The sequence below is a fragment of the Clostridium sp. TJA032 genome (assembly GCF_058310275.1).
In genome coordinates, this window is record NZ_JBZEFB010000006.1 from 18,111 (window position 1) to 33,722 (window position 15,612).

Genomic DNA, 15,612 nt, shown 5'->3' on the forward strand with positions numbered 1-15,612 from the left:
TACTAATAAAACTTTTAAAGTTAAATAGTTTAGTTTTACATGAACTTTTAAATTTTTATAGAAGTTTTTTAAGAAATATCTTCAAAGTAGTATTTTAAATTTTAATATAAATATCTTAAAATTTATTAATCTAAGGTTTTTATTTAAAAATTTAAGTTTTAATTTTAGGGCTTCTTAAATTTTTAATTATATGAATTAAATTGTTTACTAAGGTTTATTAAATCTTCTTTTGTATTTAATTCAGGTGTTTGCATTACATTTTCAAGAAGAAAATTTAATAAAACACCTATATTTTTTCCAGGTTTTAAATTTAGTTCTTTAATTAAATCATTTCCTGTTACTTTTAAATCTTTAATAAATATAGGCTCTTTTGAAGATAAAATATCAGAAATTCTATTTCTTAAAATATCTATACATTCAGTATCATATTCATCCATATATGATAAATAACATTTTTGTAAATCTAGTAAGTCAAAGATATTTTCAACACCAACTGAATTTATAAGTAACTTTAGTTTTTTTCTTGTCATATTACATGAAATATTATTTATGTTTTCTACTAAGTTACAGGTATTATTTATTGTATTATTATCGTATTTAAGCTTTTTAAGTATAGTTTTACAGTCATTAACTGCATTTTCAGAGTTAAATACTTTATAAAATAATCCTGCTAATCTTACATGAAGTTTTTTTGGTAATGAATTTATTAATCCATAAGTATCATGAACATCATCATATAAATCATAGCAATTTATTATTTTTAGGTTTTTAAATTCTTCAATTAAAAAGTCAGAAAATCCAAGTTTTCTAAGTAACATAAGACCTTTATCTGGGTCATCACTTAAAATTATTTTAGTAAATTCATTTTGAATTCTTTCCATACTAATATTTTTTATAAGTTTAAAATTTCTTTTTATAGACTCAGCTGTGTTTTTTTCAATTTCGAAATTTAGTTGACAACTAAATCTAATAGCTCTAAGCATTCTTAAAGCATCTTCAGAAAAGCGTTTATCTGGATTTCCAACACATCTTATTAGTTTATTTTTTAAATCTTCTTTTCCATTAAAACAATCTTTAAAGCCTAAATAAGGGCTATATGCCATTGCATTTATTGTAAAATCTCTTCTTGATAAATCTTCTTCTATATTAGAAACAAATTTTACATCCTTAGGTTTTCTATTATTTAAATATTCACCATCTACTCTATAAGTAGTTACTTCATAAGGTGTTTTATCTATTAAAACAGTTATTGTTCCATGTTTAATTCCTGTTGGAATTGTTTTTTCAAATAACTCTTCTATTTTTTCAGGAAATGCATTGGTTGTAATATCATAATCTTCAGGTTTTTTATTTAATAAAGAATCTCTTACACAACCACCAACTATGAAGGCTTCAAAGCCATTAGAGTTAAATTTCTCTAAGATATATTGGACATTGTTAGGTAATTTCATTAACATGTCACCTCCTAGTAGTTATTTTATCAATTAATGCAAATTTTAGCTATAAATAGAGCACTTATTTGTTTACAAAAAATAATAATATGCAATAATTAAAATAGAGATTAAATGAAAGAAAGGATAGACTTATGGACATACCAGTTAAAAAGATAGGTGAATTCGTTAAAGGAGAAAGAGTTGAGGGTTTTTTTCTTTTAAAATCAGTTACTTTAAAAACTACTAATTCTGGTGGGAAGAAATATTTAGATTTAGTTTTAAGTGATAAAACTGGTGATATATTAGGTAAAGTATGGGAGATTAAACCTGAGCATGAAGAATTAAAAAGCAATACAGTATTTAAAATAAGAGGGACAGTCAATAGTTGGCAAGGAACTTTACAGTTAAAGGTTGAACATTTTGATAAAGTTAGTGAAGAAGATAATATAAACTTAGATGATTTTGTTCAAAGTGCACCATACACTAGTGATGAAATGTTTAGTTTTATAAAAAATACTGTTGATAATATGAAGGATTTAGATATAAAAAATATTCTTAATAGAATTTTAGAGATTAATAAAGATAAACTTATGTATTATCCAGCTGCTAAATCTAATCATCATTCAATAAAGGGAGGACTTTTATATCATATAACAACTATGCTAAAGTTAGCAGAAAGTATTTGTTCAATATATGATTTCTTAAATAGAGATTTAGTTTATGCAGGAGTAATACTTCATGATATGGCTAAAATAAAAGAAATGTCTTCTAATGAAATGGGAATAGTAGATGAATATACTTTAGAAGGAACTTTACTTGGTCATATTACACAGGGAGTAAAGGAAATTGAGGTAATAGGAAAAGAGGTTAATGCAGATAGTAAAATTATAATGTTACTTCAACATATGGTTTTATCACATCACTATGAGCCAGAGTATGGAAGTCCTATTAAACCTCTTATACCAGAAGCTGAAATGTTACATTATTTAGATGTTATGGATGCTAGAATGTACGATATGAGAAAAGCTATTAAAGAAACAAATGAGAATGAGTTCTCAGAAAGAATTTGGTCTTTAGATAGCAGAAGAATATATAATCATGGAATGTATGGAAAAAATAATTAGATTTAATTAGATAATAAAGTAGACAAATTTAATTTATATAATTTTGTCTACTTTTTATTATGATTTAATTCATAAGTAAGCGTTTAGATACACAAAGAGCTGTTGCTGATAGGCAACCATTGTAATCTTTATATTCTTTTATAATAAAGTTTTTATTTTCATAATCAGAAAGCAAATTTAAATTTTGATTTAATGATTCTTTTAATAAGTCCAACAATAAAGGTTCTATAAATAGTTCACTATGAATTATTATCTTATTAGAGTCAATCATCATAGATAAATTATTTATAGTAATTGAAATATATTTAACTGCTAAATTAAGTATTGTAATTACACCTTCATCTCCTAATTTATATGCTTTTAAAACTGTTTCTATTGTTATTTCATCTCGTGAGGAAACTAATTGTGTCAAATAAGTATTACTTGAATTATCATAAAGTATTTGAGATTTTTTTATAATACAAGCTTCACTACCATATGTTTGTAAACAACCTCTTTTACCACATTCACATAATTCTCCGTTAGGATGAACAACTATATGTCCTATTTCACCTACAAGAAGATTATTTTCTGCGTAAAGTTTACCATTGTACATATATGAACAAAACATTCCTCTACTTATATGAAAAAATATAAAATTATCATTATTTTTATAGTTTCCAAATAAACGTTCTGCTAAAGTCATGCATTTTACATTATTTTTAAAATAAATAGGTAAATTTATTGAGTTTATTATATTTTTAATATTAAAGTTTTTCCAAAACTCATTATTAGTAATAATACAATCATTTTTTTTATCAAAGTGTCCAGGAAGAGCTATTCCTATTGCTCTAGGATTATATTTTTCACAAGATTTAATAAAGTCTTTTAATTTTAAAATATATATAGATTCTGTTAATTCATTTAATTTAATAATATCTTTTTTAATTAGAGAGCCTTTATTATCAGATAAACAAAATGAAATATATTTTGTTGACAATTCTGAACCTATATAAAAACTATGATTAGGTGCTATATTTAACAATATTTTTTTTCTTCCTGATTTTTCTTGAGAAGGATCTTCTCCAACTTCATGTATAAGATTTTCTTCATTAATCATACTACAGGTTATTTCGCTAACAGTTGCTGGTGTTATGCCTGTTTCTTTAGATATTTCAATTCTGGAAATTGGTCCTTTAGAGTAAATTTTATCTAATATTTTAAATCTTAATTCTTGTTGTTTTTTTGAAAGTTTCATTTTAAATCCTCGCTATTTTAATATATTTAATAAATTAAATCTTGTATAAGTAAATTATAAATTAAAAAATACAAAAAATGTATTTTTATAATAATTTATAATAAATTTTTATTTATTATAAATTATTATAAAAAGTATTGAAAATAATAATTTTAAGTAAATTTAAATTATAAAAAATAATTATAAAAACATTTACAAAAGGAATAAAAAGGTATAAAATGTAATTATTAGTTATAAAATATTACAAATTATGGTTCTAAATGAAATAAAAGGGGGTAGAAGTTATGAAAAAAAATGAATCTTTTTTAGAAAATAAGATGTTACCTATTGCTGCTAAAATAGGTTCTAACAAGATATTAATTTCAATAAGAGATGGAATAACATTAAGTATGCCACTTATAATTATTGGATCATTATTTCTTGTAATAGCCAGTTTTCCAATACAATCATGGACTGATTGGTTAACATCTGTAGGAATTGATTCGTATTTATGGAAAGGCGTAGATAGTAGTTTTGGTCTTATGGGTTTAATAACTAGTTTTGGTGTAGCAAATAGTTTAGCTAAGCAATATAAAGTTGACGGTGTATCAGCAGGAGTAATTTCATTATCAGCGTTTATTGTGGTTACACCATTTGTATCAAGTGAAGCTGGCGCTGGAATTCCAGTTCAATATATGGGAAGTAAAGGTTTATTTGTTGCTATGATAGTTGGTATAGTATCAGCATTAATATTTAAAGAATTTATAAATAGAAATATACAAATTAAATTACCTGATTCAGTTCCTCCAGCTGTAGCTAGAAGTTTTAGTGCACTTATTCCTGGAGCTGTGATTATAACATTGTGGCTAATTATTTTTGCAGTTTTGGAGACTATTAATATAGGTAATATACATGATTTAATGATGATAGTTTTAGGTGGACCTCTAGGGTTATTAGGTAATAATATTTTTGGAACTATATTTGCTATATTATTAAATAGTTTATTTTGGTTTGTTGGAATACATGGAGGTAATGTTGTAAATAGTATTTTAAATCCAATTTGGCTAATGAATTCAGATGCTAATAGATTAATATTCCAAGCTGATAGTGCGGCTAATTTACCACATATTATTACAGCACAGTTTATGGATAATTTTGTATATATAGGCGGTGGAGGTGCAACTATTGGTCTAGTAATCGTTATAGCTATAATGGCTAGAAGAAAAGTTTCAAGTAAAGTTACTAAAACTATGGCACCATTGACCTTGGCACCTGGAATATTTAATATAAATGAACCTGCTATGTTTGGATTACCAATAGTTATGAATTTTTCATTATTAATACCTTTTATTTTAGCACCAATAACAAATGCCGTAATTGCTTATTCAGCTATGGCAACTGGATTAGTTGCGAAAACAACTGGGATTGCTGTTTCTTGGACTATGCCACCAGTAATAAGTGGATTTTTAACAACTGGTGGTAATATAAGTGGAGCTATTTTACAAGTTATATTAATAATTATAGATATATTTATATATTGGACATTCTATAAGGTGGTAGAAAGAAGAAATTTAGAGTTAGAAGATATTAAAGTTAATTAAGAATTTTGTAATATTATTTTAGATTGGAGATATAAAATATGGGGAAAAGGTTTATTAGTTCAAATGCATCAGAAATTTTAAATATGAATTCTTTGGAATTAAAGAAAAGTATTAAAGCTAGTGAGGGGAGAACTATAATTTCTGAAAATGTAGTTATTAGAGAACCTTTTATAGGAGATATAACAAATTCAGAAATTGCTAGAGCTTTTGGAGCGGATTTAATTTTATTAAATTGTTTAGATGTATTTAATCCTAATATATTTGGATTAAATATAAAAGATGGAGAGTCATTTGTTGATGCATTACATCGTTTAGTTGGTCGCCCTATTGGAGTTAATCTAGAACCAATTGATTTAGAGGCTGATATGTGTGAAGACATATACCAAATAAGTAGGGGGAGACAAGCTACTATTGATACAATAAATAAGATTCAAGAATTAGGTATGGATTTTGTTTGTTTTACAGGTAATCCTGGAACTGGAGTAACTAATGCTCAAATAGAAAAAACTATTAGATTAGCAAAGGAAATTTTTTCAGGACTTATAATTGCTGGAAAGATGCACGGAGCTGGAGTAAATGAAAATGTTGCAGATATAAAAGCTATTGAAAAATTTATAGAAGCTGGTGCTGATGTTATATTAGTTCCTGCTGTTGGCACAGTTCCTGGATTTGATGAAGCTCAACTTAAAGAAGTTGTTAAAGTTGCACATAGTAAAGATGCTTTAGTATTAACTGCTATAGGAACAAGTCAAGAAAGTGCTGATGAAGATACAATAAAGCAAATTGCTATAAGAAATAAAATATGTGGTGTTGATATACAACACATAGGTGATGCTGGATATGGTGGTTTAGCACCATTTGAAAATATATTTGCAATGAGTAAAGCGATTAGAGGAGTTCGTCATACTATATCTATGGTTGCACGCTCAATTAATCGTTAATAAATAAAATAAAGAAAGGAATGATAAATATGAAATTAACAATTATGTTAGCTTGTGCTGCTGGTATGAGTACTAGTTTAATGGTTGAGAGAATGAATAAGGCTTCTAAAAATAGAGGTATTGAAGCAGAAATATTTGCTGTTCCAGTTGGGGAAGCTGATCTTTATATACAAGATAAGAAAATAGATATAGTATTATTAGGACCTCAAGTTCGTTTTATGAAATCAAAATTTGAAGAAAAAGCTAAACAATATAATTTTGCTCTAGATGTTATTCAAATGGTTGATTATGGGATGATGAATGGAGAAAAGGTATTAGATAGTGCTCTTGCATTATTAGAGTAAAATAATATTTTAATATCTAAAAGTTGAGAGTAATTTTTATGGAGGTGTATTTGTGGAAAATCAAAAAGAAATAGAAGTTATAATGAATCTAATAATGTACGGTGGAGATGCTAAAAGTAATGCTATGGAAGCTATATATGAAGCTAAAAAAGGAAATTTTGAATTAGCTAAAAGTAAAATTTTAGATGCAAATTCCTCCTTATCAAAGGCACATAATTCTCAAACAAAATTATTAAGTGAAGAAGCTAATGGAAATAAAAATATTATTTCATTATTAATGGTTCATGGTCAAGACCATTTAATGAATGCAATAACATTTATAGATTTAGCTAAAGAGGTAATAGAAATATACGAAAGAATTTCAAAAATTTAATAATATAAAATATTAAAAAAGCTAAATGCTATTTATAGTGTTTAGCTTTTTTGTATAGGGTAATAAGTAGGTGAATAAACTTTTATAAAGAAAAGAATTTGTTATAAAGGAGAGTTTTATGAGACCTAATATATTATTCATATTAACTGATGACCAAGGGGCATGGACGATGTCTAGTTCAGGGAATAATGAGATAATAACTCCTAATTTAGATGAACTAGCTTCTAGAGGAGTTGAATTTAGTAATTTCTTTTGTGCATCTCCAGTTTGTTCACCTGCTAGGGCTTCTATTTTAACAGGAAGAATACCTTCTCAACACGGTGTTCATGATTGGATTAGAAGTGGAAATTTTAATAAAGAAAATCTTTTTAAGCTTTCTAGTAAAGAAATATATAAAGATGAAAAAGTTAGTATAGATTATTTAGAAGGTATGGAAACTTATACTAATATTTTAAATAACAATGGATATAACTGTGCAATAAGTGGAAAATGGCATTTAGGTGATAGCTTAAATCCAAAACAAGGATTTAAAAGATGGTGTGTATTAGGGAGAGGTGGTACAGAATATTTTTCGCCAGACTTAGTTGAAAAAGGTGAAGTTAGCATAAAGGAAAATTATTATGTAACAGATTTAATTACAGATAAAGCTATTGAGATGCTTGAGGAATTAATTGAAGATGAAAAGCCATGGTATTTAAGTGTTCATTATACAGCTCCTCATAGTCCATGGGAGAAGGAACAACATCCTAAAAAGTATAGGGATTTATATAAAAATTGTGAATTTAAATCTGTACCTATAGAAGAATTAAATAAAAATCAAATTAGTACATGTCCAATTGGAATAGGGGAAAAAAGAAAAGAATTTCTTACAGGATATTATGCATCAATAACTGCTGTGGATGAAAATATAGGAAAAATTATCGACTATTTAAAAGAAAAAAATATTTTTGAAAATACAATAATAATATTTACCTCAGATAATGGTATGAATATGGGACACCATGGAATATGGGGAAAAGGTAATGGAACATTTCCTATGAATTTATATGATACCTCTGTGAAAGTTCCCTTTATAATTTCATGGACAAGAGGTATTAAGTATGGAAAGCTTAAAGAAGATATGTGTAGCCATTATGATATTATGCCTACAATTTTAGATTTACTTAATATAAGTGAGTTTATGCCAAATAATTTACCAGGTAAAAGTTTTAAAAGTGTTTTAATTAATGAAAAAGAAAGTGAAGATAAAAAGGATGAAATTATAATTTTTGATGAATATGGTCCTAATAGAATGATTAGAACGAGAGAATGGAAGCTTATCCATAGATATTCTTATGGAGAGGATGAACTTTATGATTTAATAAATGACCCTGATGAAAAAATAAATTTAATATTAGATTTAAAGTGTAAGGATATAAAAAAAGAGCTATTAAATAAGTTAAATCTTTGGATAAATAAATATGTTGATGAAAGGTTTGATGCATCAAAAGAAAAGGTAACTGGTTTTGGTCAAATTTCTAGACATGAGTATTATATTAAGGAAACAGAAAATAATTAGGGTTTAAAAATAACTTTTAGTATTAATTTTTTTTAAAAATATAAAAAGCTATAGATTATATTAATTTATAGCTTTTTATATTTTAAAAGCTTTTAGTATATTATTATTTTTGTTTTTGATGGAATATTTTCATAAATCCATTTAGAATCATCAACAGAAAGTCTAATACATCCATGAGAAGAGGGTTCTCCTAAAGTATCATCTAATATTGTATTCATATCAGAAGCAAAGGGGATTGAGTGAAATAAGTAATTACCCATAAATTGAACATAGTACTTACCGCCTTGTCTATATTTAGGAGAGAAAAACCATGTATCTCTATCTTGAACTTTAAATTCTCCAATTATGGTTTCTTGTCCTTCTATTCCTGTTGAACAAACAAAGGTTTTATCTAAAGACCAGTTGTTTTTTTCACCAGTATATATGTAAGTTTTTTGGTCGCATATATTTACAAAAATTAAGTTTTCTGTGTCGCTTTCTATATTAAATTGGTTTATGGTGTTTTCACTTAATTTTTTATAATATTCCTTAAGAGGAGCTGTTTGTTTAGTTGATTTGCTTATTTGTTCATCACTATAATTTTTAAGGTGTTCTAATCTAAGATTTTCTAGTTCTTGTTTTTTTTCTTGAAGTTTTAAGTCTTTTTGGGTAATTTCTTTTTTAGAGTTTAAATATTTAATTCCTTCTGAATATTCTTTGTTTGAAATGTACTTATTTATTTCATCTAAAATAGGTTCTCTTATTTTTTGCAAGCATATTTCTTCATATTCTGATGCTTTGTTTTTGTAATCTGAAATTTCATTTACCTTTTGAAAAGAATTAAGAGCGTTAATGTAATCTTTATTTTCTAAGTATAAGACCCCTTCATTAAAGTTATTTTCAGAGTTTTTTATTATAGGCATATTGTTTTTAAAAGCAATAATTTCATCTATAGAATCATTTAGGCTTAGTAAATTATTTATTTCTTCTATGGTTTTTTCTTCTGATAGATTTTTATTATTATAATTTTCTTCTAATTTGTAGAATTTATCTAAAATTATATTTTTTGAATCTTTAATAAAATTTTCTTTTAATAAGTAGCTATCTTTTCCTAAATTAAAGTGATAGTATGCCTCTTTGTAATTATTTGCTTCTATATCTTTTTTAAAGTTATTTAAGTTTTTAGAATAGGAAATTATATAATATAAAAAAGATAGGATTAATAATGTTATCGCTAAAAAAATTGAAATTAAAATTGAAATTGAAAATTTTTTATTTTTCATCTTTTACCTCTATTAAAGTTTTATTATTTAATTATAGAAAGTAACACCAATATTAATCATTATAGGATATATTTACTTATTAATAAATGAGGACGGTTGTATTTTTTTTTCAAAACAGTCATAATATTATTATATAGGTATTTATTTAACGAAATGTTAACAATTTAATCAAGGTGGTGTTGAGCATGAAGAAAGTTCATGAAAGGTTTTTAGAATATGTAAAAGTAGATACTCAATCAGATGAAACAACAGGGGTTACTCCTAGTACTAAAGGTCAATTAGAATTAGGAAAAATGCTTGCTGAAGAATTAAAGGCAATTGGAGTAGATGAAGTTACTATTAGTGATAAAGGATATATATATGCTTCTTTAAATAGCAATTGTGATAAAGATATTCCAAAGATAGGATTTATTTCACATATGGATACTGCACCAGATATGAGTGGTAAAAATGTTAATCCTAAAATAGTAGAAAATTATGATGGAAAAGATATTGAACTTGGACATGGATATGTTTTATCACCAAGTTTTTCACCAGAACTTCCAAGATACAAAGGACAAACTTTAATAACTACAGATGGAACAACTCTTTTAGGGGCTGACGATAAAGCTGGAATAGCTGAAATAATTACAGCAGTTGAATACTTAGTAAATCATCCTGAAATAAAGCATGGAGATATAAAAATAGGATTTACTCCAGATGAAGAAATTGGAGAGGGTGCAGACCATTTTGATGTTAAAGCATTTGGTGCAGACTTTGCATATACTTTAGATGGCGGAAGAATAGGTGAACTTGAATATGAAAACTTTAATGCAGCTAGTGCTAAGGTTGAAATAATAGGTAAAAATGTTCATCCAGGAAGTGCTAAGGGAAAAATGATAAATTCAATATTAGTTGGTCATGAATTTGTTTCAATGCTACCTTTAGATGAAGTTCCAGAAAAGACAGAAGGTTATGAAGGATTCTCATTCTTATTAGACATACAAGGTGAAGTAGAGAAAACTACAATGTCATTTATAATAAGAGATTTTGATAAAGAAGGATTTAAAAATAGAAAAGAAAAATTTAATGAAATTGCAGAAACTTTAAATAAACAATATGGAGAAGGAACTGTAACAGTAACATTAAAAGATCAATATATGAATATGAGAGAAATGATAGAACCTAAGATGCATATTGTTGAAGCTGCTGAAAAAGCAATGAGAGATTGTGGAATAGAGCCTATTAAAAACCCAATAAGAGGGGGTACTGATGGAGCTAGATTATCATTTATGGGATTACCTACACCTAACTTATTTGCAGGTGGAGAAAACTTCCATGGAAGATATGAATATATACCTGTGAATTCTATGGAAAAAGCAGTTGAAGTTATAATAAATATAGTAAAAAATTATGCTGAAAAATAAAATTGATTAAAATAAACCTATAAATATATTTAGAGTATAAGTCAAAATATATTTATAGGTTTTTTAAATTTTAAATAATTAAAATTTAAGGTTCTTTTCTATCACCTAAGAAAAATAAGGCTAATGTTCCTATTCCAGTATGCGAACCTACTACGATTCCTATGTAATCTATAAGTATATCTTTAACATTATATTTCTCTCTAATCATTTTTGCTAAAGTGTTTGCATCATCTAAGCAATCACTATGAGCTATAAATATTGTTTGTTCTTCAGGATTTATTATACGATTTTCAAGTTGCTGAAATAACATTTTTAATGATTTTTTTCTTCCCTTTGCCTTAGCAAAATTTTGAAGTTCACCTAATTCATTTACATATAGCATAGGCTTTATATTTAGTAAGCTTCCAATAGCTGCTGCAGTAGAGGATATTCTTCCACCTCTTTTTAAGTGGTCTAAGCTATCTACTGTGAAATAATGACATAAATTGTTTTTATTTTCTTCTACCCAAGAGTAAATTTCATCTAAGGATTTTCCTGATTTTTTCATTTTAGCAGCATGGTAAACTATAAGACCTTGACCTAGGCAAGCAGCTTTAGTATCTATTATTTTTATTTCAGCGTGGGGATATTTTTCTAAAAGTTCTTCTCTAGCCATAAGAGAGCTATTGTATGTTCCGCTTAAGGCTGAGGAAAAAGATAAGTATAAAATAGATATTCCTTTTTTTATGTATTCTTCAAAGGCTTCCACAAATCTAAAGGAATTTACTTGACTTGTAGAGGGCATTGAGCCTTCTCTTAATTTATTATAAAAAGTTTCAGGAGTTAGTTTGCTGTCAATGTTATCTGTGTATTCTATGTTGTCAATATTACAGACAAGTCCTAAATACTCAACATCTAAATCTTTTACTAGGCTTTTTGGCAAATCTGAAGCCGAATCAGTAAATATAACAAATTTTTTCAAAATAATTTTTCCTCCTCATTTAATTGAATTATTCTAAATAAGTATAATATTTAATATAAAAAATATCTAGGGCATAAAATTGAAGAATAAGTTATAAATAGTATATTTAATAATAATTTGAGATGTGGGAATAATATGTAACAACTTGATTTATTATTAAATATATGATATTATAAGTCTGATAAATATGCGGTGGTAGCTCAGCTGGATAGAGTAGTCGGCTACGAACCGATTGGTCGGGGGTTCGAATCCTCTTCGCCGCACCATAAGCTTACAACATTTAGTTGTAAGCTTTTTTTATTTAATTATAAAGAGTATATTATCTATTTTTTTAGAATAAAAATACTTGCTTAGGTGAAAATAATTATAAATAGTTTTATTCATAAAATATTGATAAGGGTTGATAATATGAATTATGATATTATAATTACTATTTTAGATGACCACAATGAGTCAAGTATTTTATTAAGTGAAAAGTTAAGTCCTAAGGAAATTATATATTTATATAAAAGTGATGAAGAAATTGGAATTTCAAATTCTTTAAAGCAGTTTTATTTAAATAAATTTCCTAATATTAATCTTAAAACTAAAAAAATAGATAAGGACATAATTTCTTCTTTAAAAGAGTTAATAGAAAGTGTTAAGGATAAAAAAGTAGCTATATGTTTAAATCAAGGCGATAAAAGAGATATCTTAATTATGAACAATTTAGCTTTAAAATATAATATAGATTGTTTTTTTCTTGATATTCCTAAGGAGGAAATTTTAACATCAAATTTAAGAGATATAAATTTAAGCAAATGTAATTTTATAGATTTAGATGTTAAGGATATTATAGATAGTATAGGAGCTTCCATAATATCAGATTCAACTAAGATGTCTGAAATAAATATAATAGAAAAAATTACAAATCATATAGCTAATAATTTAGAACTTTGGAAAAGATATAAGATAAAATTAAGTGATAATTCTATTTTTATTCATGATGAGTCAAATCCTAAAATAATAAAAATAGATAGAGAACTTCTAAATAAAGAAGAAAAAAATTTAATTGATAAAATTTTAAAGTTTTTAGAGGAAAATGGACAAATAAAAATAAGAAGCTTTGACCAGTATTTAAAAGTAACTTTTCAAAATGAATTTATAAAGGGTTTTATATTTAAAAGTGGAACATGGTTAGAAGTTTTAACAAAAAATATTATTGAAGAAATAAAAAGTATTGATGATATAAAAAGTGGAGTGCTTTTTCTTTGGAATGATAAAGAATCTAGAATTAAAAATGAAGTTGATGTAGTTGCTATAAAGGATTCAGTTTTAATATGTGTTTCTTGTAAAGATTCTAAAAAGTATGATGAAGTAGCACTAAATGAACTAAATGTTTATTCAGAACAGCTAGGCGGAGAAAATGTAGTTAAGATATTAGTTGCAACTTATCCTCCTTTAAAGTCCTCTATTTTAAAAAGAGCTGAGGAAATGGGAATAAACTTAGTTATATTTGATGGTGATAAAAAAATATTTAAAGAGAAATTAGAAAAGATAATAAATAAGGTCTTATCTTAATTAAAACAATAAAAACTTAGCTTAAAAGCTAAGTTTTTATTGTTTACGACCAATAGTTTCGCCCATGTTGACCTTAGTTTCGTATCCTAAGTTAGTTTGCTCTAAAATATCAGAGTCTATTTTTACTTTTCCTTTTTCAAGGAATAGTATAGTAGTAGAACCTCCAAACTTAAAGTATCCTTTTTCTTGCCCTTTATCTACTCTTTTTTCAGGTATGTATGTTTGAATAATTGTACCAACACAAGTAGCACCAACTTCTACATGAAGTATATCACCAAAATTATCTGATTTAAAAATAGACCATTCTCTTTTGTTTTTACAGAAAAGATTAGGAATATTATTTAATGCAATAGGATTTACAGAGTAATAAAATCCTTTTATTTTTGTTGTTTTACTGCAAGTTCCACTATCTACAAAATGAAATCTATGATAATCTGTTGGGCATAATCTTAAGATTAAACATGTTCCACCTTTAAACTTTTCAGCTACTTTAGAATCGTCTATTAATTCTCTTAAAGAATAAGTATATCCTTTAATTTGAACAAGTTTATCAAGGTCTATGTTTTCATAAGCTAGTAGTCTACCATCACCAGGTGAAATTAGAATATTTTTATTATAATCAATAGGTCTAGCCTCTTTAATTAAAGTTCTTGCAAAGAAGTCATTAAAGTTTTTAAAGTCCTCCTTCTTTTTAGTGCATATAGACATATCAATATTGAATTCATCAATAAATTTATTGATTTTTTTCTTACTTAAAGAAGAATCACAAAAATCACCATAAAGTTTTGAAAACAATTTCTTTTTTATAAATAATTCTAAAAAACTTTTTCCGATAGGAGATGAATAAGACCAATTTATATACTTAAGACCAGCTACTTGTTCAATGTCATAAGCTTTAGTTTTTCTATTAAAATTTTTTATCATATATGATATCTCCCTTTAAAATTTATGTTAAATACATATATTATATTATTATATATATAAATTGAACTTGTAAACAAAAAATTACAAATTTCTGTTGTTGATTAAATAAAATAAGTATTATATCATTAAATTGTTTTAATAATGAAGGTGGAGTGAATAATATGAATAAAACCAAAAAGGCTATTTTTGATGCAGCTATAAATATTTTTTCAGTTTATGATTATAATAGTGCAACTGTAGATGAGATTGCTGCTAAAGCAAGTGTTGCCAAGGGAACCATTTACTATAATTTTAAGAATAAGGAAGAGATTTTTAATTTTGTGATTAACAAAGGTTTAGAAATATGGAATGAGAAACTAATGACTTTAGAAAATCTTAAGGATGAACCAATAGATAAATTAAAAAAATTATTTAAGATGCAATTTGAGTTATTATATGAAAATAGAGCTTTTTTTAAAGTTGTAATGAGTCAAATTTGGGGACAGGAAACTAGACAGGATGAGCTAAGAGGAAAGATAAATCAATATATAGAAGGAATAGAAAGAATATTAAATGAGGCTGTTAATAAAAATCAAATAAGAAATTGCGACACTTCTTTATTAGCACATAGTTTGTTTGGAAGCCTTATATCAACTTCATTATATGAATTAAGTAAAGAAAAAGAATTTGATGTTGATAGTGTTTTTTCAGAAATTACAACTAATATACTAGAGGGAATACTAATAAAATAAGTCATATTGACATATATTAGTTATAGAGTTAAAATTATAATAAAAATTAAAATAAGTCTCCATAGTTCAATGGATAGAACAATCCCCTCCTAAGGGATAGATGTAGGTTCGATTCCTACTGGGGATACCATGGTTTTAACTGTGAAGTAAAAAACTCCATATTTATATGGAGTTTTTT

General features: G+C 26.0%; 14 protein-coding genes and 2 tRNA genes. 11 read left to right on the forward strand and 5 right to left on the reverse strand.

Annotated elements, in window-relative coordinates; translation table 11 throughout:
- Positions 1-182: 182 nt before the first annotated feature.
- Positions 183-1,451, reverse strand: a complete 1,269-nt coding sequence (locus AC4FRL_RS10970) for a CCA tRNA nucleotidyltransferase (RefSeq protein ID WP_491140323.1) — start codon at positions 1,449-1,451, stop codon at positions 183-185.
- A 134-nt stretch (positions 1,452-1,585) separates the two neighbouring features.
- On the opposite strand from AC4FRL_RS10970, the gene AC4FRL_RS10975 reads away from it, so the two are divergent.
- Positions 1,586-2,557: a 3'-5' exoribonuclease YhaM family protein gene (locus tag AC4FRL_RS10975; protein WP_491140270.1), complete on the forward strand. Its 972-nt coding sequence runs from the start codon at positions 1,586-1,588 to the stop codon at positions 2,555-2,557.
- Positions 2,558-2,621: 64 nt separating this feature from the next.
- Here the strand turns inward: AC4FRL_RS10975 and AC4FRL_RS10980 are convergent, their stop codons facing one another.
- Complete coding sequence (locus tag AC4FRL_RS10980; RefSeq protein WP_491140271.1) at positions 2,622-3,794, reverse strand: ROK family protein; 1,173 nt, start codon at positions 3,792-3,794, stop codon at positions 2,622-2,624.
- Positions 3,795-4,078: 284 nt separating this feature from the next.
- On the opposite strand from AC4FRL_RS10980, the gene AC4FRL_RS10985 reads away from it, so the two are divergent.
- From AC4FRL_RS10985 to AC4FRL_RS11005, 5 genes are all read left to right on the forward strand, one after another.
- The gene (locus AC4FRL_RS10985) at positions 4,079-5,374 is read left to right on the forward strand and encodes a PTS sugar transporter subunit IIC (protein WP_491140272.1); all 1,296 of its coding nucleotides are present in this window, start codon (positions 4,079-4,081) and stop codon (positions 5,372-5,374) included.
- A 38-nt stretch (positions 5,375-5,412) separates the two neighbouring features.
- Positions 5,413-6,315 (forward strand): DUF7916 family protein, encoded by a 903-nt coding sequence (locus AC4FRL_RS10990; RefSeq protein WP_491140274.1) that lies wholly within the window; start codon positions 5,413-5,415, stop codon positions 6,313-6,315.
- Positions 6,316-6,344: 29 nt separating this feature from the next.
- The gene (locus tag AC4FRL_RS10995) at positions 6,345-6,659 is read left to right on the forward strand and encodes a PTS sugar transporter subunit IIB (protein WP_491140276.1); all 315 of its coding nucleotides are present in this window, start codon (positions 6,345-6,347) and stop codon (positions 6,657-6,659) included.
- Positions 6,660-6,711: 52 nt separating this feature from the next.
- Complete coding sequence (locus AC4FRL_RS11000) at positions 6,712-7,032, forward strand: PTS sugar transporter subunit IIA (protein ID WP_491140277.1); 321 nt, start codon at positions 6,712-6,714, stop codon at positions 7,030-7,032.
- A gap of 118 nt (positions 7,033-7,150) precedes the next feature.
- Positions 7,151-8,590: a sulfatase family protein gene (locus AC4FRL_RS11005; RefSeq protein ID WP_491140278.1), complete on the forward strand. Its 1,440-nt coding sequence runs from the start codon at positions 7,151-7,153 to the stop codon at positions 8,588-8,590.
- Between the two features lie 92 nt (positions 8,591-8,682).
- Here the strand turns inward: AC4FRL_RS11005 and AC4FRL_RS11010 are convergent, their stop codons facing one another.
- Positions 8,683-9,852 (reverse strand): L,D-transpeptidase, encoded by a 1,170-nt coding sequence (locus tag AC4FRL_RS11010; RefSeq protein ID WP_491140279.1) that lies wholly within the window; start codon positions 9,850-9,852, stop codon positions 8,683-8,685.
- Positions 9,853-10,037: 185 nt separating this feature from the next.
- Here AC4FRL_RS11010 and pepT point away from each other — a divergent pair, with 185 nt between their 5' ends.
- Positions 10,038-11,258, forward strand: a complete 1,221-nt coding sequence (gene pepT, locus AC4FRL_RS11015) for a peptidase T (RefSeq protein ID WP_491140281.1) — start codon at positions 10,038-10,040, stop codon at positions 11,256-11,258.
- An 85-nt stretch (positions 11,259-11,343) separates the two neighbouring features.
- Here pepT and AC4FRL_RS11020 read toward each other — a convergent pair whose 3' ends face one another.
- The gene (locus tag AC4FRL_RS11020; RefSeq protein ID WP_491140282.1) at positions 11,344-12,219 is read right to left on the reverse strand and encodes a DegV family protein; all 876 of its coding nucleotides are present in this window, start codon (positions 12,217-12,219) and stop codon (positions 11,344-11,346) included.
- 189 nt (positions 12,220-12,408) lie between these two features.
- On the opposite strand from AC4FRL_RS11020, the gene AC4FRL_RS11025 reads away from it, so the two are divergent.
- Both AC4FRL_RS11025 and AC4FRL_RS11030 read left to right on the forward strand, forming a co-directional pair.
- Positions 12,409-12,485: transfer RNA gene (locus AC4FRL_RS11025), tRNA-Arg, on the forward strand.
- Between the two features lie 142 nt (positions 12,486-12,627).
- Positions 12,628-13,779 carry a Card1-like endonuclease domain-containing protein gene (locus AC4FRL_RS11030; RefSeq protein ID WP_491140283.1) on the forward strand — a complete coding sequence of 384 codons (1,152 nt, stop codon included), beginning with the start codon at positions 12,628-12,630 and terminating at the stop codon, positions 13,777-13,779.
- Positions 13,780-13,815: 36 nt separating this feature from the next.
- Here the strand turns inward: AC4FRL_RS11030 and AC4FRL_RS11035 are convergent, their stop codons facing one another.
- A complete protein-coding gene (locus tag AC4FRL_RS11035; protein ID WP_491140285.1) occupies positions 13,816-14,703 on the reverse strand; it encodes a phosphatidylserine decarboxylase in 888 nt (295 codons plus the stop codon).
- Positions 14,704-14,864: 161 nt separating this feature from the next.
- Between AC4FRL_RS11035 and AC4FRL_RS11040 the strand changes: the two genes are divergently transcribed.
- On the forward strand, positions 14,865-15,434 hold the full coding sequence (locus AC4FRL_RS11040; RefSeq protein WP_491140286.1) for a TetR/AcrR family transcriptional regulator: 570 nt from the start codon (positions 14,865-14,867) through the stop codon (positions 15,432-15,434).
- A gap of 55 nt (positions 15,435-15,489) precedes the next feature.
- Positions 15,490-15,564: transfer RNA gene (locus AC4FRL_RS11045), tRNA-Arg, on the forward strand.
- Positions 15,565-15,612 lie beyond the last annotated feature (48 nt).

Bases quoted from the DNA above. Each gene is read 5' to 3' on its own strand.
- AC4FRL_RS10970 (WP_491140323.1), bottom strand. From the start codon at position 1,451: ATGAAATTACCTAACAATGTCCAATATATCTTAGAGAAATTTAACTCT.
- AC4FRL_RS10975 (WP_491140270.1), top strand. From the start codon at position 1,586: ATGGACATACCAGTTAAAAAGATAGGTGAATTCGTTAAAGGAGAAAGA.
- AC4FRL_RS10980 (WP_491140271.1), bottom strand. From the start codon at position 3,794: ATGAAACTTTCAAAAAAACAACAAGAATTAAGATTTAAAATATTAGAT.
- AC4FRL_RS10985 (WP_491140272.1), top strand. From the start codon at position 4,079: ATGAAAAAAAATGAATCTTTTTTAGAAAATAAGATGTTACCTATTGCT.
- AC4FRL_RS10990 (WP_491140274.1), top strand. From the start codon at position 5,413: ATGGGGAAAAGGTTTATTAGTTCAAATGCATCAGAAATTTTAAATATG.
- AC4FRL_RS10995 (WP_491140276.1), top strand. From the start codon at position 6,345: ATGAAATTAACAATTATGTTAGCTTGTGCTGCTGGTATGAGTACTAGT.
- AC4FRL_RS11005 (WP_491140278.1), top strand. From the start codon at position 7,151: ATGAGACCTAATATATTATTCATATTAACTGATGACCAAGGGGCATGG.
- AC4FRL_RS11010 (WP_491140279.1), bottom strand. From the start codon at position 9,852: ATGAAAAATAAAAAATTTTCAATTTCAATTTTAATTTCAATTTTTTTA.
- pepT (WP_491140281.1), top strand. From the start codon at position 10,038: ATGAAGAAAGTTCATGAAAGGTTTTTAGAATATGTAAAAGTAGATACT.
- AC4FRL_RS11030 (WP_491140283.1), top strand. From the start codon at position 12,628: ATGAATTATGATATTATAATTACTATTTTAGATGACCACAATGAGTCA.
- AC4FRL_RS11035 (WP_491140285.1), bottom strand. From the start codon at position 14,703: ATGATAAAAAATTTTAATAGAAAAACTAAAGCTTATGACATTGAACAA.
- AC4FRL_RS11040 (WP_491140286.1), top strand. From the start codon at position 14,865: ATGAATAAAACCAAAAAGGCTATTTTTGATGCAGCTATAAATATTTTT.